Source organism: Kitasatospora sp. NPDC034023 (assembly GCF_055575795.1).
In genome coordinates this window covers 68,992-88,173 of the sequence record NZ_JBVIRY010000025.1, presented here as the reverse complement: position 1 = coordinate 88,173, position 19,182 = coordinate 68,992, and the positions used below count along the sequence as shown (strand labels likewise).

At 72.1% G+C, this 19,182-nt stretch carries 16 protein-coding genes; 15 read left to right on the top strand and 1 reads right to left on the bottom strand.

The features are described from left to right. The first annotated feature begins 6 nt into the window (after positions 1-6). Entirely contained in the window at positions 7-2,121 is a 2,115-nt protein-coding gene (locus tag ACZ52R_RS29035; RefSeq protein WP_465754427.1) for an ATP-dependent DNA helicase, read from the top strand. Between the two features lie 162 nt (positions 2,122-2,283). Here ACZ52R_RS29035 and lexA read toward each other — a convergent pair whose 3' ends face one another. Further along, complete coding sequence (gene lexA / locus ACZ52R_RS29030; RefSeq protein ID WP_465623249.1) at positions 2,284-3,069, bottom strand: transcriptional repressor LexA; 786 nt, start codon at positions 3,067-3,069, stop codon at positions 2,284-2,286. A 439-nt stretch (positions 3,070-3,508) separates the two neighbouring features. Here lexA and nrdR point away from each other — a divergent pair, with 439 nt between their 5' ends. From nrdR to ACZ52R_RS28960, 14 genes are all read left to right on the top strand, one after another. Further along, positions 3,509-4,009, top strand: coding sequence for a transcriptional regulator NrdR (nrdR, locus tag ACZ52R_RS29025; RefSeq protein WP_360505213.1), 501 nt, complete (start codon positions 3,509-3,511; stop codon positions 4,007-4,009). A 210-nt stretch (positions 4,010-4,219) separates the two neighbouring features. Then, complete coding sequence (locus ACZ52R_RS29020; RefSeq protein WP_465623188.1) at positions 4,220-7,090, top strand: vitamin B12-dependent ribonucleotide reductase; 2,871 nt, start codon at positions 4,220-4,222, stop codon at positions 7,088-7,090. A gap of 206 nt (positions 7,091-7,296) precedes the next feature. After that, complete coding sequence (locus ACZ52R_RS29015) at positions 7,297-8,064, top strand: SDR family oxidoreductase (protein WP_465623186.1); 768 nt, start codon at positions 7,297-7,299, stop codon at positions 8,062-8,064. Positions 8,065-8,122: 58 nt separating this feature from the next. Next, entirely contained in the window at positions 8,123-8,371 is a 249-nt protein-coding gene (locus tag ACZ52R_RS29010) for an RNA polymerase subunit sigma-70 (protein WP_465623185.1), read from the top strand. A gap of 3 nt (positions 8,372-8,374) precedes the next feature. Further along, positions 8,375-8,950, top strand: a complete 576-nt coding sequence (locus tag ACZ52R_RS29005) for a Clp protease N-terminal domain-containing protein (protein WP_465664768.1) — start codon at positions 8,375-8,377, stop codon at positions 8,948-8,950. Between the two features lie 346 nt (positions 8,951-9,296). Next, entirely contained in the window at positions 9,297-11,066 is a 1,770-nt protein-coding gene (locus tag ACZ52R_RS29000; RefSeq protein ID WP_465754426.1) for a sensor histidine kinase, read from the top strand. After that, positions 11,066-11,518, top strand: coding sequence for a roadblock/LC7 domain-containing protein (locus tag ACZ52R_RS28995; RefSeq protein WP_360505225.1), 453 nt, complete (start codon positions 11,066-11,068; stop codon positions 11,516-11,518). Before ACZ52R_RS29000 ends, ACZ52R_RS28995 begins: the two co-directional genes overlap by 1 nt. Further along, positions 11,515-11,883: a DUF742 domain-containing protein gene (locus tag ACZ52R_RS28990; RefSeq protein ID WP_360505226.1), complete on the top strand. Its 369-nt coding sequence runs from the start codon at positions 11,515-11,517 to the stop codon at positions 11,881-11,883. The genes ACZ52R_RS28995 and ACZ52R_RS28990 overlap by 4 nt, the downstream gene beginning before the upstream one ends. Next, complete coding sequence (locus tag ACZ52R_RS28985) at positions 11,864-12,631, top strand: GTP-binding protein (protein ID WP_465754425.1); 768 nt, start codon at positions 11,864-11,866, stop codon at positions 12,629-12,631. Before ACZ52R_RS28990 ends, ACZ52R_RS28985 begins: the two co-directional genes overlap by 20 nt. Next, entirely contained in the window at positions 12,628-13,872 is a 1,245-nt protein-coding gene (locus ACZ52R_RS28980) for a cytochrome P450 (protein WP_465664765.1), read from the top strand. The genes ACZ52R_RS28985 and ACZ52R_RS28980 overlap by 4 nt, the downstream gene beginning before the upstream one ends. A 129-nt stretch (positions 13,873-14,001) precedes the next feature. Further along, the gene (locus tag ACZ52R_RS28975) at positions 14,002-15,216 is read left to right on the top strand and encodes a cytochrome P450 family protein (protein WP_360505232.1); all 1,215 of its coding nucleotides are present in this window, start codon (positions 14,002-14,004) and stop codon (positions 15,214-15,216) included. A gap of 268 nt (positions 15,217-15,484) precedes the next feature. Then, the gene (locus tag ACZ52R_RS28970) at positions 15,485-16,876 is read left to right on the top strand and encodes an ABC transporter substrate-binding protein (RefSeq protein WP_465664763.1); all 1,392 of its coding nucleotides are present in this window, start codon (positions 15,485-15,487) and stop codon (positions 16,874-16,876) included. Between the two features lie 195 nt (positions 16,877-17,071). Further along, positions 17,072-18,133, top strand: a complete 1,062-nt coding sequence (locus ACZ52R_RS28965) for a carbohydrate ABC transporter permease (protein WP_465754424.1) — start codon at positions 17,072-17,074, stop codon at positions 18,131-18,133. Positions 18,134-18,138: 5 nt separating this feature from the next. Further along, on the top strand, positions 18,139-19,146 hold the full coding sequence (locus ACZ52R_RS28960; protein ID WP_465623247.1) for a carbohydrate ABC transporter permease: 1,008 nt from the start codon (positions 18,139-18,141) through the stop codon (positions 19,144-19,146). Positions 19,147-19,182: the final 36 nt, after the last annotated feature.

The following is a 19,182-nucleotide window of genomic DNA, read 5'->3' as shown; positions in this document are numbered from 1 at the left end:
AGGGTCATGACGAACGACTCCGAATCCCAGCTCGCGGCGGACCTCGGCGAAGACGCCGGCGAGCCCGTCACCGTCCCGCGCTCGCGGATCCCCGACCTGCTGCACGCCGCCGTGGCGGCCGTCGGCGGCGTCGAGCGCCCCGGCCAGGTCCGGATGGCCGAGGCCGTCGCCGACGCCGTCGACCACGGCGAGCACCTGCTCGTCCAGGCCGGCACCGGCACCGGGAAATCCCTCGCCTACCTGGTGCCCGCGCTCGCCCACGGGGACCGCGTGGTGGTCGCCACCGCCACCCTCGCCCTGCAACGCCAGCTGGTGGAGCGGGACTTGCCGCGCACCGTCGAGGCGCTGCATCCGGTGCTGCGCCGCCGCCCGCTGTTCGCGATGCTCAAGGGCCGCTCCAACTACCTGTGCCTGCACCGGGCCAACGAGGGCACCCCGAGCGAGGAGGGCGAGGGCCTCTTCGACCCGGTGGACGCGCTCGGCGGGCCCACCGGCAAGCTCGGCCAGGACGTGCTGCGGCTGCGCGACTGGGCCGAGGAGACCGACACCGGGGACCGCGACGACATGAGCCCCGGCGTCTCCGACAAGGCCTGGGCCCAGCTGGCGGTCACCTCCAAGGAGTGCCTGGGCGCCACCCGCTGCGCGTACGGGCAGGAGTGCTTCGCCGAGAAGGCGCGGGAGCGGGCCAAGCTGGCGGACGTCGTCGTCACCAACCACGCGATGCTCGCGATCGACGCGATCGAGGGCGCGCCGGTGCTGCCCGAGCACGGGCTGCTGATCGTGGACGAGGCGCACGAGCTGGTCAACCGGGTCACCGGCGCGGCCACCGCCGAGCTGACCGTCGGCGCGGTCAACCGGGCCGTGAAGCGGGCCGCCCGGCTTGCCAACGAGAAGGCCGTCGACGCCCTGCAGGCCGCCGCCGAGAACTACCACGGCCTGATGGAGACCGCCCAGCCCGGCCGGGTCGAGGAACTGCCCGAGTACCTGGCGTACGCGGTCACCGCGATCCGGGACGCCGCCCGCCAGGTGATCAGCTCGCTGGGGGAGACCAGGGACAAGGCGCTCAGCGACGAGGACGCCGTCCGCAAGCAGGCGATGGCCTCCGCCGAGACGGTGCACGAGACCGCCGAGCGGCTGCTGGAGGATTCCGAGTACGACGTGGTCTGGATCGAGCGCAGCGACCGCTACGGGCTGGGCACCGCCTCGCTGCGGGTCGCCCCGCTGAGCGTCTCCGGGCTGCTGCGCGAGGGCCTGTACAAGGAGCGCTCGGTCGTCCTCACCTCGGCCACCCTCAAGCTCGGCGGGGACTTCAACGGCGTCGCCGCCTCCGTCGGCCTGCCCTCCGAGACGCGGCTGCCGGACGTCCGGACAGCCGGGGACAACCCGGAGCCCGGCCCCGACTTCGGCGAGGACGCGGTGCCGCACTGGCGCGGGATCGACGTCGGCTCGCCGTTCAAGTACCCCAAGCAGGGCATCCTGTACGTCGCCAAGCACCTGGCCGATCCCGGGCGCGATCCCGAACGGCCCGACATGCTCGACGAGTTGGCCGAGCTGATCGGCGCGGCCGGCGGGCGGACGCTGGGCCTGTTCTCCTCGATGCGCGGCGCCCAGACGGCCGCCGAGGCGATGCGGGAGCGGCTCGACCAGCGGATCCTGCTCCAAGGGGAGGACACCCTGGGCGAGTTGATCCGCGAGTTCGCCTCGGACGCCTCCACCTGCCTGTTCGGCACGCTCTCGCTCTGGCAGGGCGTGGACGTGCCCGGCTCGGCCTGCCAGCTGGTCGTGATGGACCGGATCCCGTTCCCGCGACCGGACGACCCGCTGATGAGCGCCCGGCAGAAGGACGTCGAACAGCGCGGCGGCAACGGCTTCATGGCGGTCGCGGCCACGCACGCGGCGCTGCTGATGGCGCAGGGCGCCGGCCGGCTGGTCCGCGCGGCGGACGACCGGGGCGTGGTGGCGGTGCTCGACCCGCGGGTGGAGACCAAGCGGTACGGGAGCTTCTTCCGCTCCTCGATGCCCGAGTTCTGGTACACCACGGACCGCAACCAGGTGCGCCGCTCGCTGGCGGCGATCGACGCCTCGGCGGCACCGGTGCGGCCGGTGACGAAGCGGGGCTGAGGCCGCGGGCTCAGGTCGCGGGGCTCAGGTCGCGGGCCGAAGACGGGCGCGAAGAGGCCTTCGTAGAGGCCTTCGAAGACGCCGGAGGGGCTCCCCGCACGTGCGGTGGAGCCCCTTCCCGGTGTCGTGGGCCCGTCGTGCGTGCGGCGGGCCGCCGGATGCTCAGAGGCGGCGCAGGACCGCGACGACCTTGCCCAGGATGGTCGCGTTGTCGCCGTTGATCGGCTCGTACGCCGGGTTGTGCGGCATCAGCCAGATCCGGCCGTCCTCGCGCTTGAGCCGCTTGACGGTGGCCTCGCCGTCGATCATCGCGGCCACGATGTCGCCGTTCTCGGCGACCGGCTGGCGGCGCACGGTGACCCAGTCGCCGTCGCAGATGGCCGCCTCGATCATCGAGTCGCCGCGCACGGTGAGCGCGAACAGCTCGCCCTCGCCGACCAGTTGGCGGGGCAGCGGGAAGACGTCCTCGACCGTCTGCTCGGCCAGGATCGGCCCGCCGGCGGCGATCCGGCCCACCAGCGGCACGTAGGAGGTGGACGGGCGGCCGGCCGTCTCGGCGGTGTTCGGGCGGGCCACCTCGACGCCGCGGACCTCGTAGGCGCGCGGACGGTGCGGGTCCCGGCGCAGGAAGCCCTTGCGCTCCAGGGCCATCAGCTGGTGGGCCACCGAGGAGGTGCTGGACAGGCCGACGGCCTGGCCGATCTCACGCATGGACGGCGGGTACCCCCGGCGCTGGACGGAATCCCGGATGACCTCGATCACCCGGCGCTGGCGCTCGGTGAGGCCGGCCTCGTCGGTGCGGATCCCGGGGGGGCGGCCCGGCATCGCGCGGGCGGGCGAGGCGTGGGCGTCGTCCATGGCGGATGAGTGTTCGATCGGCTGGTCGGGCACGCGGTTGGGGCCGGAAAGGGCCGTGCCGGACAGGCGGTGGTCTTCGCTGCGGTCCATGCTGATGTCCACGCTCTGCTGATTCGTGGTGCGCTGCCCCACCTTGAACTGGGAGTGTTCCTGCACCGGGATGGTGTTGCTTTCGATCGTGTTCACGGCGGCCCCTCTCGTCGGCTGTCCTCTCCCCTTTTCCAGCCCAACGCACCTCCTATCGAAAGGTTGCGCCAAACACACGTTCGAGTGAATTATTCGGGACTTGGCTGACTCGATCAAGGCTTTGTTGTACATCGAGTAAATGTTCGAGCGAAACTCGACTCCGGCAGTCTAATCGGCGCCGACACGCCAGGGGTGTCGCTTCCCCTGGAGACCTACATCTAGTGGTTACAGTCCTCTCCGTGCCCAGTACTAGTGGTTACGGCGCATGATCAGCTTGCCGAGGCCGGGGTCGTATCGCATAGACTCAACAGGTCCGCCCGTTTCGCCATGGAGGGATCCACAGGTGCACTGCCCCTTCTGCCGGCACTCCGACAGCCGCGTTGTCGACAGCCGGACCACCGAAGACGGCAGCTCCATCCGCAGGCGTCGGCAGTGCCCGGACTGCAGCCGCCGCTTCACCACGGTGGAGACGGCCGCGCTGATGGTCATCAAGCGCAGCGGCGTCACCGAGCCGTTCTCCCGGCAGAAGGTCATCACCGGCGTCCGCAAGGCCTGCCAGGGCCGACCGGTCACCGAGGACGCCCTCGCCCAGCTCGGCCAGCGGGTCGAGGAGTGCGTACGCGCCAGCGGCAACGCCGAGCTGACCACCCACGACGTGGGGCTGGCCATACTCGGCCCGCTCAAGGAACTCGACGTGGTCGCCTTCCTGCGATTCGCCAGCGTGTACCAGGCGTACGACGGACTGGAAGACTTCGAGGCCGCCATCGCGGAACTCCGCGCAGAACGGCCCCGCACCCCGGAGACGGACGACACCCGTGTGTCCGTCTCCGCCGCCGCGCCCTAGGAGGCGCCGGCGCACCGGCCCCCAGTCGGGGCCCAGCCGCACCACATCGGCCCCACGGGGCCCCGGCGTGCCCGGAAACGGGGCGCAGAACACTACAAACCGTGCGAATACAGGCAGGGTCTCCGCCTGTCCGCACACCGGAAGAACGAACCAGCGGTGCCCGGACTTTTCAGGGCACTACGGGCGTTTGCCCAGGAGGAGGAGCGAGAAGTGACAGACACCACGAGCGGTTCCGCACGCGGGTCGAAGTCCGAGAAGGCCGCGGCCAAGGGCGGCAAGGCCCCCAAGGGCGGTCTGCGGATGGAGCGCATCCACACCACTCCTGGCGTGCACCCGTACGACGCGGTCCGCTGGGAGCGGCGTGACGTCGTCATGACCAACTGGCGTGACGGATCGATCAACTTCGAGCAGCGCGGCGTCGAGTTCCCCGACTTCTGGTCGGTCAACGCCGTCAACATCGTCACGTCCAAGTACTTCCGCGGCGCCGTCGGCACCCCCCAGCGGGAGTGGAGCCTCAAGCAGATCATCGACCGCGTGGTGCTCACCTACCGCGCCGCCGGCGAGAAGCACGGCTACTTCGCCACCACGGACGACGCCGAGATCTTCGAGCACGAGCTGACCCACGCCCTCCTCCACCAGGTGTTCAGCTTCAACTCGCCGGTCTGGTTCAACGTCGGCACCAAGCAGCCCCAGCAGGTCAGCGCCTGCTTCATCCTGTCCGTCGACGACTCCATGGAGTCGATCCTCGACTGGTACAAGGAAGAGGGCATGATCTTCAAGGGCGGCTCCGGCGCCGGCCTCAACCTCTCCCGGATCCGCTCCTCCAAGGAGCTGCTCTCCTCCGGCGGCAACGCCTCCGGCCCGGTCTCCTTCATGCGCGGCGCCGACGCCTCCGCCGGCACCATCAAGTCCGGCGGCGCCACCCGCCGCGCGGCCAAGATGGTCGTGCTGGACGTCGACCACCCGGACGTCGAAGCCTTCATCGAGACCAAGGTGAAGGAAGAGGAGAAGATCCGCGCCCTGCGCGACGCGGGCTTCGACATGGACCTCGGCGGGGACGACATCGCCTCCGTCCAGTACCAGAACGCCAACAACTCGGTCCGCGTCTCCGACGAATTCATGACCGCCGTCGAGAACGGCACCGAATTCGGCCTGCGCGCCCGGATGACCGGCGAGGTCATCGAGACCGTCGACGCGAAGAAGCTGTTCCGCAAGATGGCCGAGGCCGCCTGGGCCTGCGCCGACCCCGGCATCCAGTACGACTCCACCATCAACCACTGGCACACCTGCCCGGAGTCCGGCCGCATCAACGCGTCCAACCCCTGCTCCGAGTACATGCACCTGGACAACTCCAGCTGCAACCTCGCCTCGCTCAACCTGATGAAGTTCCTGCGCGACGACGACACGTTCGACGCCGAGCGCTTCGCCAAGGTCGTCGAGCTGGTCATCACCGCGATGGACATCTCCATCTGCTTCGCCGACTTCCCGACCGAGAAGATCGGCGAGACCACCCGCGCCTACCGCCAGCTCGGCATCGGCTACGCCAACCTCGGCGCCCTGCTGATGGCCACCGGCCACGCCTACGACAGCGAGGGCGGCCGCGCCCTGGCCGGCGCCATCACCTCGCTGATGACCGGCACCGCCTACCGCCGCGGCGCCGAACTCGCCGGTGTCGTCGGCCCGTACGACGGCTACGCCCGTAACGCGACCGCCCACCAGCAGGTCATGAAGCAGCACGCGGACGCCTCGCTCGACGCCGTCTCGCTGGACGAGCTGGACGCCCCGGTCTGGCTGGCGGCCAACAAGACCTGGCAGGACGTCGTGCGCCTCGGCGCGCAGAACGGCTTCCGCAACGCCCAGGCCTCCGTGCTGGCCCCGACCGGCACCATCGGCCTGATGATGGACTGCGACACCACCGGCGTCGAACCCGACCTGGCCCTGGTCAAGTTCAAGAAGCTCGTCGGCGGCGGCTCGATGCAGATCGTCAACGGCACCGTCCCGCGCGCCCTCACCCGCCTCGGCTACCAGGACGAGCAGATCGAGGCGATCGTCGCCCACATCGCCGAGCACGGCAACGTGGTGGACGCGCCGGGCCTGCGGTCCGAGCACTACGAGGTGTTCGACTGCGCGATGGGCGAGCGCTCCATCTCGCCGATGGGGCACGTGCGGATGATGGCGGCGATCCAGCCGTGGATCTCCGGCGCCATCTCCAAGACGGTCAACATGCCGGCCGCCGCGACCGTCGAGGACGTCGAGGAGATCTACTTCGAGGCGTGGAAGATGGGCGTCAAGGCGCTCGCCATCTACCGCGAAAACTCGAAGGTCGGCCAGCCGCTCTCGGCCAAGAAGAAGGAATCCGAGGCCAAGGCCGAGGAGACCCCGGCCGCCGCGGTCGAGAAGATCGTCGAGTACCGCCCGGTCCGCAAGCGCCTGCCCAAGGGCCGTCCCGGCATCACCACCTCCTTCACGGTCGGTGGCGCCGAGGGTTACATGACCGCCAACTCCTACCCGGACGACGGCCTCGGCGAGGTCTTCCTGAAGATGTCCAAGCAGGGCTCGACCCTCGCGGGCATGATGGACGCCTTCTCCATCGCCGTCTCGGTCGGCCTGCAGTACGGCGTGCCGCTGGAGACCTATGTCTCCAAGTTCACCAACATGCGCTTCGAGCCGGCCGGTCTGACCGACGACCCGGACGTGCGGATGGCGCAGTCGATCGTCGACTACATCTTCCGCCGCCTGGCGCTGGACTTCCTGCCGTTCGAGACCCGCTCGGCGCTCGGCATCCACTCCGTCGAGGAGCGCCAGCGCCACCTGGAGACGGGCTCCTACGAGCCGCTGGAGGCCGAGGAGCTCGACACCGAGTCGCTCGCCCAGTCGGCCCCGGTGGTCGCCAAGCCGGCCCCGGCCGTCGAGGCGCCCAAGGCGGCCCCGAAGCAGGCCCACAACTCCACGGAGCTGATGGAGATCCAGCTCGGCCTCAACGCCGACGCCCCGCTCTGCTTCTCCTGCGGCACCAAGATGCGCCGCGCCGGCAGCTGCTACCTCTGCGAGGGCTGCGGCTCCACCAGCGGCTGCAGCTGATCATCGGATGACCGTCGGCGGCCGCCGGCTCTGACCGCCGGCTCCGGTCGTCGGTGCTGACCCCGCGTGGGTGAGCCACCGCTGAGGCGGGGCGAGGACTTCATGTCCTCGCCCCGCCTTTTTCGTTTCCCGAACCGCCGATGTCACGGATCGGGGCCGTGGCCGGTCCGTAGGGGTGAAGGCGTTCCGGCGGAAGGAGTGGTGTGGTGAACGGGACGGTGCTGGTGACCGGGGCGACGGGGACGTTGGGGCGGGAGGTGGTGCGGCTGCTGGCGGCGCGCGGGGTGGCGGTGCGGGGGTTGAGCCGGCGGGCGCGGGGCGGGGGTGACGGGGTCGAGTGGGTGGTCGGGGACCTGGTGAGCGGGGTCGGGATCGCGGAGGCGATGGCCGGGGTCGAGGTGGTGGTGGACTGCGCGACCACGCAGAAGAAGACGGACGTGGCGGCGGTCCGGACGCTGGTGGCGCGGGCGCGCGAGGCGGGGGTGCGGCACCTGGTGTACGTGTCGATCGTGGGGATCGACCGGGTGCCGCTCGCGTACTACAGGACGAAGCTGGCCTGTGAGCGGCTGGTGCGGGAGTCGGGGCTGGGGTGGACGGTGCTGCGGGCGACGCAGTTCCACGACCTGGTGCTGAGGTTCTTCGACGCCTCGGTGAAGCTGCCGGTGTTCCCGGTGGTGAGCGGGGCGCGGGTCCAGCCGGTGGACGTCCGGGAGGTGGCGGCGGCGGTCGTCGGGCTGGTGGGGGAGGAGCCCGCCGGGTTCGCGCCGGAGGTGGGCGGGCCGCGGGTGCGGTCGTACCGGGACCTGGCCGAGGCGTACCTGCGGGCGGCGGGCAAGCGGCGGGTGCTGCTGCCGCTGCGGATGCCGGGGGCGGTGGGCCGGGGGTTGCGCGAGGGCGGGAACCTGACGCCGGAGCGCGCGGTGGGCGTGGGGACCTTCGAGGAGGCGCTGGAGCAGCGGTTCGGCAGCCGGTGAGGCCGGCGACTGTCAACCGGGGTTGACATCGGCGCGGGTGTCAACCAAAGTTGACAGCATGAGCGAGAGCGGAGAACTCGCGGCCGCGGCGAGCAGCCGTGACCCGGCCGTGGGGCTCCGGGCGGTCCGCGCCCTGCGCGATCTGGCGGACCGCCTGGAGACCCTGCAGGTGGGCAACGCCCGGTCGCAGGGCTGGTCCTGGCAGGACATCGCGGTCTGTCTCGGGGTGACCCGGCAGGCCGTGCACAAGAAGTACGCCCGGCGCGGAACCGGTACGGGAGCCGGCAAGGACGAGGACGGAGGCTGAGGGATGTTCGAGCGATTCACCGAGCCGGCGCGACAGGCGGTGGTCGGGGCCCAGCTGGAGGCACGCGCGCTGCGGCACGGCCACATCGGCACCGAGCACCTGCTCCTGGCGATCCTGGCGCAGCCGGAGGAGCCGTCGGCGGCCGTGCTGGTCGAGTCCGGGCTGGACCACGACACCGTGCTGCGAGCCGTGCGGCGGCTGTCCGTCGAGAAGGACGACGCCGCGGTGCTGGCCTCCATCGGGGTCGACCTGGACGCCGTCCGGGAGGCCGTCGAGTCGGTGTTCGGCGAAGGGGCGCTGGATGCCCCGTCCGAGGAGGAGGGGAAGCGCCGCGGCTGGTTCCGGTCCGCCGCGGCCTCCGCGCCCGGGCCGGGGAGGCTGCCGTTCAGCCCCCGGGCGAAGAAGGCCCTGGAGCTTTCGCTGCGGGAGGCGCTGCGGCTGAAGTCGGGAGAGATCGGGGTCGGGCACCTGCTGCTGGGCGTGCTCCGCGAGGGGGAGGGGCCGGCGGTGCGGGTGATCGTCGACCACGGACTGGACCCGAAGGCCGTCCGGGAGGCGATCGAGCGGACGTCGGGTTGAGCCCCGGGCTGTGAACCTCCGGCTGCGAACCCCCGGAGGTGGCCCCCCGGCTGCGGACCCCGGCCGTGAAGTCCAGGGTGTGAACCTGGCCGCTCGGTCGTGCGGGGGTTGCGTCGCCAATCGGTGTAAGGGACGTGGATGAAGGAGACTGCCCGTCAACTGGCCACTTGAGGGCAATGTCTGAATCGATATGATCGGCCGAAAGCGTGAACCGATCAGCCGCCCGGAGACGTTTGATGACGTCGCCGGGCGGTCTGGTATGCGCCCCACCCAGCTGTCGGCGGTCGCGACCGTCGCCGATTCGCCGCCGTGCCGCCGCCCGCCGACGTTGCCGAGGACCGCCCCGATGAGAGAAGCCACCAGCCCCGACGGCCGGCCGCGCCGACGACCCGCGCCGCGCACCGTCGCCCTGACCGCGGCCGCCGTCCTGCTGGCGCTGGTCGCCGCACCGGTCGGCGTCACCCGGGCCCTGAGCGCGCACCAGCCGCTCACCGCCCTCGCCGTGGGCGCCGTCGCCGTCCTCTGGCTGATCGCCGTCGGCCTCGCGGCGACCGGCGCCGAGCGCTCCCGCAGGCTCGCCGAGGACGTGGCGGAGCAGCACCGGGAGACGATGACGGCGCTGGTCGTGGCCGGCTCCGCCCGGCAGGCCGAGACGGCGGCCAAGGGGCGGGCCACCGCCGCCGAGGCCGAGCGGGACGCCGCCCGTGCCGGGCAGGCCCGCGCCGAGGGGGACGTCGCCGCCGCGCACGCCGAGCTGGACCGGGTGCGCGCCGAGCTCGACGCCGAGCGGGCCGGCCTGGAGGCGGAGCGGGCGCGGGCCGAGTCCGAGCGCGCCGAGCTGGACCTGATCGCCGAGGGCGTCGTGCCCGAGGTGGTGAAGAAGCTGCGCGGGGGCGCGGCCGTGGACAGCGCGCTGGCCGCCCACCGCAAGCACCCGCAGTACGCGCTGCTGCGCGCCGTGGGTGAGGAGATCGGCCGGGGCGAGCGGCTGCGGGCCGCCGCGCTCGCGGTCTGCGCGACCGCCGCCGGGCGGGTCCAGGCGCTGGCCACGAGCATGCACGCCGAGCTGCGCGAGATGCAGCACCGGCACGACGAGGAGGTCCTCGGCGACCTGCTGAGCCTGGATCACTCGACCGCCCAGGCGGGTCGGATGGCCGACAGCATCGCGGTGCTGACCGGTGCCCGCTCGGGCCGCCGCTGGGCCAAGCCGATCGCGGTGGAGTCGGTGCTGCGCGGCGCGCTCGGCCGGATCGGTGCCTACCAGCGGGTACGGCTGCACAACGCCAGCACCGCCGCGGTGGTCGGGTACGCCGCCGAGGGTGTCATGCACGCGCTGGCCGAGCTGCTGGACAACGCCACCAACTTCTCCGCCCCGCCGGCCGAGGTGCACGTCTACGTCGAGGAGGTGCCCGCCGGACTGGTGGTCACCGTCGAGGACAGCGGCCTCGGCCTGGGCGACGGCTGGCTGCGCCGGGCCGAACGGGCCGTCTCCGCCGAGCCGCTGGACCTCACCACGCTCTCCGCCGGTACCCGGCTGGGGCTCGCGGTGGTCGGCGTGCTGGCGCGCAAGCACGGGCTGCAGGTCTCCTTCCGGCCGTCCGCGCGCGGCGGTACGGGCGTGGTGATGCTGATCCCGCAGCAGCTGGTGTCGCACCCGGCCCCGGCGCCCGCCCCGGCCGCCGTCCCGACGCAGGCGCCGACCGTGGAGTCCGCGCGCCCCGCGCTCACTCCGGCACGCCCGGCGCCCGCACGTCCGGCCCCCACGCCCCTGCCGCCGGCGCCCGCCGCGCCGACCGCGCTCACCGCCCCGGCCGCACCCGCCCCGCTCACCGCCGCCCCCCTGCCGCCCGCGCCCGCCCGGATGACCGACAGCGGCCTGCCGCAGCGCCGGCGCGGGCAGACGCTGACCACCGCCCCGGCGTCGGACCGGACCGCGAAGCCCGTCCGCGCCGACGCGGTGAGCGCGGCCGCCCGGTTCGGCGCGTTCCGCCGGGCCGCCGCCCGTCCGATGGAGGGCGAGCAGCGCTCCACCGCGACGCCGACCACGGACACCGGCACCGTCACCGGTACCGACACCCCGCCCGACGCTTCCCCCGTCACCGAGAAGGACACCTGATGAGCAGCGCCCCCGACCGCGACCTCGACTGGCTGTTGGAAAACCTGCTGGCGGCAACCCCCGGCACCCGGCACGCCCTGGTTCTCTCCGCCGACGGCCTCAAGCTCTGCCACACCGCCGGGCTGAGCACCGACCAGGCCGACCAACTGGCCGCGATCGCGTCCGGTCTGCAGAGCCTGGCGCACGGCGCCTCGATCGAGTTCGGTGACGGCAGCGGCGGCGTCCGGCAGTCGATGACCGAGTTCCACGGCGGCATCCTGTGCATCGTGGCCGCCGGTGAGGGAGCGCACCTCGCAGTGGTCACGGACGACGACGCGGACGTCGGCGTGGTCGGCCACAACATGCACGGCCTGATCGAGCAGATCGGCGTCCACCTCAGCGCACCGGCCCGCAGCGCGGAGGACGGGGCGACGGGCGGGAGCGCCGCCACACCGGAGGGCGCGGGGATATGACCGACGGGCCGGTGCTGCCGGGCCGTGACGACGACCCGGACCGCCTCTACACCATCACCAAGGGCCGCAGCCGCGCCCCGGAGAACGCCTTCGACCTGGTCACCCTGATCGTCGCCGAGCGGCAGCCGACGCCCGGGATGCAGTCGGAGCACGTCCGGATCCTGCGGATGTGCGAGGCCCCGACCGCCGTCGTGGAGGTGGCGGCGGAGCTGGCGCTGCCCGTCTCGGTGGTGAAGATCCTGCTCGGCGACCTGCTGGAGTCCGGGGGGATCACCGCCCGCCACCCCCGGTTCGCGCCGAACAAGGCCCGGCTGCCCGACCTCGACACGCTGAAGCAGGTGCTGCATGGCCTCCAACGGCTCTGACGTCCGGCCCGCCGCCGAGCGCACCCCGCTGCGGGCGACCGCCGACAACGCGCTGAAGATCGTCGTGGTCGGCGGCTTCGGCGTGGGCAAGACCACGCTGGTCGGCTCGGTCAGCGAGATCCGCCCGCTGAACACCGAGGAGGTGATGACCCGGGCGGGGGAGGGCATCGACCCGGCCGGCGCCTGGGGCAAGCGCTCCACCACGGTCGCCTTCGACTTCGGCCGGATCACCCTCTCCGCGCGGCAGGTGCTGTACCTGTTCGGCGCGCCAGGGCAGGAGCGCTTCTGGTTCCTCTGGGACCGGCTGTTCAGCGGCGCGCTGGGCGCGGTCGTCCTGGTGGACACCCGGCGGCTGGAGGAGTCCTGGCACGCGATCGACCGGCTGGAGCACCACGGCACCCCGTTCATCGTGGCCCGCAACAACTTCGGCGAGCCGACCCACACTCTGGAGCAGGTCCGCGAGGCGCTGGACCTGCCGGCCGAGGTGCCGCTGGTGGACTGCGACGCGCGCGACCGCGAGTCCGGCAAGCGGGTGCTGATCGAACTGGTCCACCACCTGGCGGCCCTGGCCGGGGCCGACCGGGCCGACCTGGCCGGAGCCGACGGAGCCGATGGAGCCGACGGGGTGGACCCGGCCAGGGACGCCGCGGCTGTGACTGTGGCTGCGGCCGCCCCGGCCCCCGGCTCCGAAGAGGCTGCCGCCCCGGCAGCGGCCCCCACCGCGATGTACGAGGAGAGCACCCCGTGACCGAGCCCGCCGCCACCCCGCCCCCGGGCTGCCCGGCGCACGCCGGCGCCACGCCGCTGTACGGGCCGCGCTTCCAGACCGACCCGGCCCAGCTCTACCGCGAGCTGCGCGCCGCGCACGGTCCGGTCGCCCCGGTCGAGCTGGCCGGCGGCGTGCCCGCCTGGCTGGTCATCGGCTACCGCGAGCTGCAGCTGGTGACCGGTCAGCCGCAGGTGTTCGGCCGGGACTCCAGCCGCTGGCACGCCTGGGAGACGCTGCCCGCCGACTGGCCGCTGAAGCCGATGATGGCGCCCGTCCCCTCGATCCTGTACGCCGAGGGCGAGGAGCACGTGCGGCGTTCGAGCGCGGTCACCGACGCGCTGGCCGGGATCGACCCGTACGAGCTGCGCAAGCACTCCGAGGAGGTCGCCGACCGGCTGATCGACGAGTTCGCCGGCCGCGGCGAGGCGGACCTGGTCGCCGAGTACGCGCACCGGATGCCGCTGCTGGTGCTGTGCCGGGTGTTCGGCCTGGACGAGGAGCAGGCGCCGCAGCTGATCGCGGCGCTGCTGGCGATGCTGGACGGCGGCCCGGACGCGCCGGCCGGTGCCCAGCGGCTGCTGGAGCTGATGCTCGCCCTGGTCGAGGAGAAGGCCGAGTTCCCGGGCGCCGACGTGGCCTCGCGGATGCTGGCGCACGAGGCCGGGCTGAGCCACGACGAGGTGATGCGCGACCTGCGGGTGCTGCTGATCGCCGGCCACCAGCCGTCCTCGTACTGGATCTCCAACGCGCTGCGGCTGATGCTCACCGACGAGCGGTTCGCCGCCTCGCTGGCGGGCGGTCGGCGCAGCATCAGCCAGGCGCTGAACGAGGCGCTCTGGGAGGACACCCCGACGCAGATCTTCGCCGGGCGCTGGGCGGTCCGGGACACCCAGCTGGGCGGCCAGCGGATCGGCGCGGGCGACATGGTGCTGCTGGGCTTCGCCGGGGCGAACGCGGACCCGTCGGTGCGGCAGGCCGACGGCCGTCCGGCCGAGGGCAACCGGGCGCACATGAGCTACTCGTACGGCGAGCACGGCTGCCCGTTCCCGGCCCAGGAAGCGGCGGAGGTGATCGCGACCACCGCGATCGAGGTGCTGCTGGACCGGCTGCCGGACCTGCGGCTGGCGGTGGCCGAGCACGCGCTGGTGTGGCGGCCGTCGGCGTGGGTGCGCGGGCTGGTGGCGCTGCCGGTCTCGTTCACCCCGGGCCACCCGGCCTGAACCGTGCCCGGCCTGACCCGTGCCCGGCCTGACCCGTTGCCCGTCTAGCCCCGTCGCCGTCGAGAACCGGCGAAACCCGTCGACACGCACCGATACCGTCGATGCCCGTCCTCCGAAGGAGAGTTGCCGATGACCGCTGCCCAGGCCCCGATCGTCCTCGACCCGCTGGCCCGTGACAGCGCGGCCGAGGGCGCGCTGCTGCGCGCCGCCGGCCCGGTGGTGCCGGTCGAGCTGCCGGGCGGCGTGGCCGCCTGGGCGGTGACCCGGCACGCGGCGGCGCGCGAGCTGCTGACGGACGCCCGGCTGGTGAAGGACGCCGCGCACTGGGGGGCCTACCAGCGCGGTGAGGTGTCGAGGACCTGGCCGCTGATCGGCCTGGCGGTGCCCGGTCCGAGCATGGTGACCACGGACGGCGCCGAGCACCGCCGGCTGCGCGCGCTGGTCGCGCAGGCCTTCACCCCGCGCCGGGTGGAGCTGATGCGCCCGCGCGTCGAGGAGATCACCCGCGCGCTGCTGGACGGCCTGGCGGCGGGTGAGCCGGAGGTCGACCTGAAGGCGGCCTTCGCCTTCCCGCTGCCGATGACGGTGATCTGCTCGCTGCTGGGCGTGCCGGAGTCGGACCACGGCGTGCTGCGCGACCTGTACGAGCGGTTCTTCGGCATCAAGCCGGACCCGGCGGGCATCCAGGCGACCATCGCCGGGCTGAACGCCTTCGTCAACGACCTGGTGGCGCAGCGTCGTTCGGCCCCGGGTGAGGACCTGGCGAGCGTGCTGCTGGCGGCCGACACCGAGGGCGGGGCGCTGACCGACGCGGAGGCGGCGGCCACCCTGCGGGTGATCATCGCGGCCGGCCACGAGACCACGGTGAACCTGATCGGCAATGCGGTGCGGGCGCTGCTGGCGCACCCGGACCAGCTGGAGCTGGTGCGTTCGGGGCAGGTGTCCTGGGACGCGGCGGTGGAGGAGTCGCTCCGCTGGACGCCGCCGACCAGCAACTTCCTGTTCCGCTTCACCGCCGCGGACATCCCGGTGGGCGACGCGGTGATCCCGGCGGGCGAGCCGGTGCTGGTCTCGTACAACGCGATCGGCCGGGACCCGTTGCAGCACGGGGTGACGGCGGAGCTGTTCGACATCACCCGGGACCCGAGCCGGCACCTGTCCTTCGGTCACGGCCCGCACGTGTGCCCGGGCTCGCCGTTGGCCCGGCTGGAGGCGGGGGTCGCGCTGCCGGCGCTGTTCGCGCGGTTCCCGAAGCTGTCGCTCGCGGTGTCGGACGCCGAGCTGCGACCGAGCCCGTCACTGGTGGTGAACAGTCTGCTGGAGCTGCCGATCCGGCTGTTCTGACGTAGCGTCACGACATGGGCCCCGTCCGGGTTTCCGGGCGGGGTCTTCGACTTCTGGTGGGGGCGGTCCGGGAAACGCCTGGTTGTGGGTCACAGTCGGGACACCGGCTTGTGAAGGTCGAACGTGGACCTTGGCGGAGGGCGGCTGCTGCGTTAACGTCTTCGATCAGTCCGGCCGCCGTCCGCCCGTGATCCCCTCAGACCCATCTCCGGTACAGCGCAATGTCGTTCAGCCACCGTCGGCAGCACGCCCTGGCGAGGAGACCGCATTGACCACCACCGACCCGACCGCGCCGCAACCGCGTCACCGCCGCCGTCTGGCAGCCGTACCCGTCCTGGCGGCGGCACTGGCGCTGACCGCGGCCTGCTCCAACAGCTCCGGCGGTTCGGGTGACGGCGGAGGCGGCGCGACCCAGTCGCTGTCCGGCGACTGCGCCAAGTACCAGCAGTACGCCGGGCATTCGGGCACGACCGTGACGATGTTCGCCTCCATCCTGAGCCCGGAGTCGGACAACCTGGAGAAGTCCTGGTCCGAGTTCAGCAAGTGCACCGGGATCAAGATCAGCTACGAGGGGTCGAACGACTTCGAGTCGCAACTCCCCGTCCGGGTGGCCGGCGGCAACGCCCCGGACTTCGCGATCGTCCCGCAGCCGGGCCTGCTGGCGCAGATGGTCAAGAGCGGCAAGGTGGTGAAGCCGCCCGCCCAGACCGTCGCCAACCAGGACAAGTGGAGCCCGATCTGGAAGACCTACGGCTCGGTCAACGGCACCTTCTACGCGGCCCCGATGAGCGCCAACATGAAGTCGCTGGTCTGGTACTCGCCGAAGGCCTTCACGGCGGCCGGCTACGAGGCGCCGAAGACCTGGGCGGACCTGATGGCGCTCAGTGACAAGATCGCCAAGGCGGGCGGCCCCAAGCCGTGGTGCGGCGGCATCGCCTCCGGCACGGCCACCGGCTGGCCGGCCACCGACTGGCTGGAGGAGGTGGTGCTGGGCAGCTACGGCGGCGAGGTGTACGACCAGTGGGTCGGCCACCAGGTGAAGTTCTCCGACGAGAAGATCACCACGGCGATGAAGACGGTCGCCGACTGGATGCAGAACCCGGCCTGGACCAACGCGGGCTTCGGCGACGTGAAGTCGATCGCCACCACCACCTTCCAGGACGCGGGCACGCCGGTCCTGAGCGGCAAGTGCATGATGCTGCAGCAGGCCTCGTTCTACGAGGCGCAGTGGCCCAAGGGCACCAAGGTGGGCCCGGACGGGGACGTCTTCGCCTTCCACCTGCCCGCGGTCAACCCGTCCGTCGCCAACCCGGTCGAGGGCGGCGGCGAGTTCCTGGCCGCCTTCGCGAGCCGGCCCGAGGTGCAGGCGGTGCAGAACTACCTGTCCAGCTCGGACTGGGCGAGCAGCCGGGTGAAGACCGCGACCGGCTGGGTCTCGGCCAACCAGGGCGTGGACAAGAGCCTGTACACCGACCCGATCGACAAGCTGTCGGCCGAGGCGCTGACCGACCCGGCGGCCACCTTCCGCTTCGACGGCTCCGACCTGATGCCGGCCGCGGTCGGCGCCGGGCAGGAGTGGAAGTCGCTGACCGCCTGGTTCGCCGAGGGACAGTCGATCCAGAAGACCGCCGCCGACATCGACGCCGCCTGGCCGCAGTAGCCGGGCCGCCCCGGCCCCACGCAAGTTCGGGCACACCAGGACCACCTGTCGAGGGCGGTGCGGGGCCACCCACCCGCACCGCCCGCCCCTCCTCCCGCCTGACCCTCCTCCCGCCGGCACCCCCCTTTCCACCGGCACTCCCCTTCCCACCGCACCGCACTCCCCTTCCCACCGCACCCGAAGGGACGCGCAGCCATGTCCGTATCCGGATCCCCGTCACCCGCCGCCGCGGTGGCCACCGAGTTGGCCACCAAGCTGGCCACCGAGAGACTGGCGGTCGGCTCCTGGGGCGACGCGGCGGTCAAGTTCGGCAACACCTTCGGCGCCGTCGCGGGATTCCTCGGCATCCTGCTGGTGGTCTTCCTGGCCGCCGGCCGGGCCCGCGGCCGACTGGCCCGTCCGTTGGCCGTCGCGGTGTTCCTCGGCCCGGCGGTGCTGCTGCTGGCGGTCGGCCTGGTGGTGCCGCTGATCCGCACGGTCTACCTGAGCCTGCAGAACGACGACGGCACCCGCTTCGTCGGCGGCGAGAACTTCGGATGGGCCCTCACCACCGACTCGGTGCAGACGGTCCTGCTCAACACCCTGCTGTGGCTGGTGGTCGCACCGCTGGCGGCGACCGGGCTGGGGCTGGTGCTGGCGCTGCTGGTGGACCGGATGCGCGGCCAGTCGGTGTACAAGTCGCTGATCTTCATGCCGATGGCGATCTCGCTGGTCGGCGCCTCGATCATCTTCAAGTTCGTCTACGAGTCGCGTGGGCCCGGGCAGGCGCAGATCGGTCTGCTCAGCCGACTCGCCGTCGCGGTGGGCTGGGACGACCCGCCGAACTGGATGCTCTCGCAGCCGCTGAACACCTTCCTGCTGATGGCGGTGCTGGTCTGGGTGCAGACCGGCTTCGCGATGGTGGTGCTGTCGGCGGCGATCAAGGCGATCCCGGACGAGGTGGTGGAGGCGGCCCGGCTGGACGGCGCGAGCGGGGTAAGCCTGTTCTGGTACGTCACCGTGCCGATGATCCGCACCACGGTGATGGTGGTGCTGACCACCGTCATGATCATCACCCTGAAGGCCTTCGACATCGTCCGCACCATGACCGGCGGCAACTTCGGCACCCAGGTGCTCGCCAACGAGATGTACTCGCAGTCCTTCGTGCAGTTCAACGCGGGGCGGGGCAGTGCCCTCGCGGTGATCCTCTTCCTCGCGGTGCTGCCGTTGGTGGCTTACAACATCGTCCAGCTGCGGAAGGAACGTGAGGTGCGGTGACCCCGATGCGGAAGATCTCGCTGCGGAAGACCTCCGTCCCGAACGGGGCCCCGAAGGTGGCGGGCGGGTCCCCCAAGGTGGCCGGTGGGTCCCCGAAGGTGGCGGGCGGTCCCGGTAATCCGGTCCGCAAGGCCTTCGGCAGCCCGCTGGCCTCGGTGTTCGTGATCGCGATGACGGTGCTCTGGACGATCCCGACGCTGGGCCTGCTGGTGACCTCGCTGCGGCCCAAGCAGGACGTGACCTCCAGCGGCTGGTGGACCGCCCTCCTCCACCCGGACTTCGGCCTCGGCAACTACCACTCGGTGCTGTTCGAGGGCGGTTCCGGCGCCTCCACGGGCCTGGTGCCGTTCATGGTGAACTCGCTGGCGATCAGCGTCCCGGCGACCGTCTTCCCGCTGGTGCTCGCGGCGATGGCGGCCTACGCGCTGGCCTGGGTGCGGTTCCGGGGGAGCGATGCGGTGTTCTTCACCGTGTTCGCGCTCCAGGTGGTGCCGCTCCAGATGGCGCTGATCCCGCTGTTGCGGCTGTTCTCGAGCGGCGCGCACCTGGGCTCACTGACGCTGATCCCGGCGGTGGACCTGAAGGGCAGTTACGCGCCGGTCTGGCTGGCGCACACCATGTTCGCGATGCCGCTCGCGGTGTTCCTGCTGCACAACTTCATCGCCCAGCTGCCGCGCGACCTGATGGAGGCGGCGGTGGTGGACGGCGCGTCGCACTTCAAGATCTTCCGCTCGATCGTGCTGCCGCTGAGCGCCCCGGCGCTGGCCTCGTTCGCGATCTTCCAGTTCCTGTGGGTCTGGAACGACCTGCTGGTCGCACTGACCTTCGCGGGCGGCACGCCGGAGGTGGCGCCGATGACGGTGCGGCTGGCCCAGCTGTCGGGCTCCCTCGGCGGGCGCTGGGAGCTGCTGACGGCCGGGGCGTTCCTGTCGATCATCGTGCCGCTGATCGTGTTCTTCAGCTTGCAGCGGTACTTCGTCCGGGGGCTGCTGGCCGGGTCGGTGAAGGGGTAGCCCACGGGGTGTCACCGATGGGGCATCGACGGGGCA

Bases quoted from the DNA above. Each gene is read 5' to 3' on its own strand.
- ACZ52R_RS29035 (WP_465754427.1), top strand. From the start codon at position 7: ATGACGAACGACTCCGAATCCCAGCTCGCGGCGGACCTCGGCGAAGAC.
- lexA (WP_465623249.1), bottom strand. From the start codon at position 3,069: ATGGACCGCAGCGAAGACCACCGCCTGTCCGGCACGGCCCTTTCCGGC.
- ACZ52R_RS29010 (WP_465623185.1), top strand. From the start codon at position 8,123: ATGAGCGAGAGCGGAGAACTCGCGGCCGCGGCGAGCAGCCGTGACCCG.
- ACZ52R_RS29005 (WP_465664768.1), top strand. From the start codon at position 8,375: ATGTTCGAGCGATTCACCGAGCCGGCGCGACAGGCGGTGGTCGGGGCC.
- ACZ52R_RS29000 (WP_465754426.1), top strand. From the start codon at position 9,297: ATGAGAGAAGCCACCAGCCCCGACGGCCGGCCGCGCCGACGACCCGCG.
- ACZ52R_RS28995 (WP_360505225.1), top strand. From the start codon at position 11,066: ATGAGCAGCGCCCCCGACCGCGACCTCGACTGGCTGTTGGAAAACCTG.
- ACZ52R_RS28990 (WP_360505226.1), top strand. From the start codon at position 11,515: ATGACCGACGGGCCGGTGCTGCCGGGCCGTGACGACGACCCGGACCGC.
- ACZ52R_RS28985 (WP_465754425.1), top strand. From the start codon at position 11,864: ATGGCCTCCAACGGCTCTGACGTCCGGCCCGCCGCCGAGCGCACCCCG.
- ACZ52R_RS28975 (WP_360505232.1), top strand. From the start codon at position 14,002: ATGACCGCTGCCCAGGCCCCGATCGTCCTCGACCCGCTGGCCCGTGAC.
- ACZ52R_RS28965 (WP_465754424.1), top strand. From the start codon at position 17,072: ATGTCCGTATCCGGATCCCCGTCACCCGCCGCCGCGGTGGCCACCGAG.
- ACZ52R_RS28960 (WP_465623247.1), top strand. From the start codon at position 18,139: ATGCGGAAGATCTCGCTGCGGAAGACCTCCGTCCCGAACGGGGCCCCG.